The sequence below is a fragment of the Desulfobulbus alkaliphilus genome (genome assembly GCF_016918545.1).
Lineage (GTDB): Bacteria > Desulfobacterota > Desulfobulbia > Desulfobulbales > Desulfobulbaceae > Desulfobulbus > Desulfobulbus alkaliphilus.
Genome location: NZ_JAFFQC010000373.1, coordinates 1 through 404, shown reverse-complemented (window position 1 = coordinate 404; position 404 = coordinate 1). Strand labels below are relative to the sequence as shown.

1 pseudogene is annotated in these 404 nt (G+C 54.5%); it reads right to left on the bottom strand.

Annotated elements, in window-relative coordinates:
* Positions 1-342 (bottom strand): annotated as a pseudogene (locus tag JWG43_RS18995) (ABC transporter substrate-binding protein); the annotation flags it as partial.
* Between the last annotated feature and the right edge of the window lie 62 nt (positions 343-404).

The window sequence follows — 404 nt, the reverse complement described above, 5'->3', positions numbered from 1 at the left end:
GTCTGGCCCCAGCGGGAAGCTTTTGAAGATCTGATGCAGCGGTAATTGCTCTGCGGTATATTCCGGCACCACGATGCCCATATCCGCGACTTTCCCTTCGCTGACCGTTTTCAGCGCGTCGTAGCTGACCGCCAGCTCGCCGTTCCAGTGATCTTCCACGCGCAGACGCCCGTGCGATTCCTCAGCGATGGCGGCAAAAAAAACGTCTTTAATCACTTTGGTACGCATGTTGCTGAGCGGCTCGTGATCGGTGTAGCGCAGCACGGTTTCTGCCTGCACCGGCGATATCGAAAAGAGCAGGGCGAGGGCAACGCTTTGCAGCAAAAACGCTTTGAATTTCATGGTCAGTCCTTGAACGCGTGAAAGGGAAGGTTACGGGAAAAATGCAAAGTGCAGTATAACTC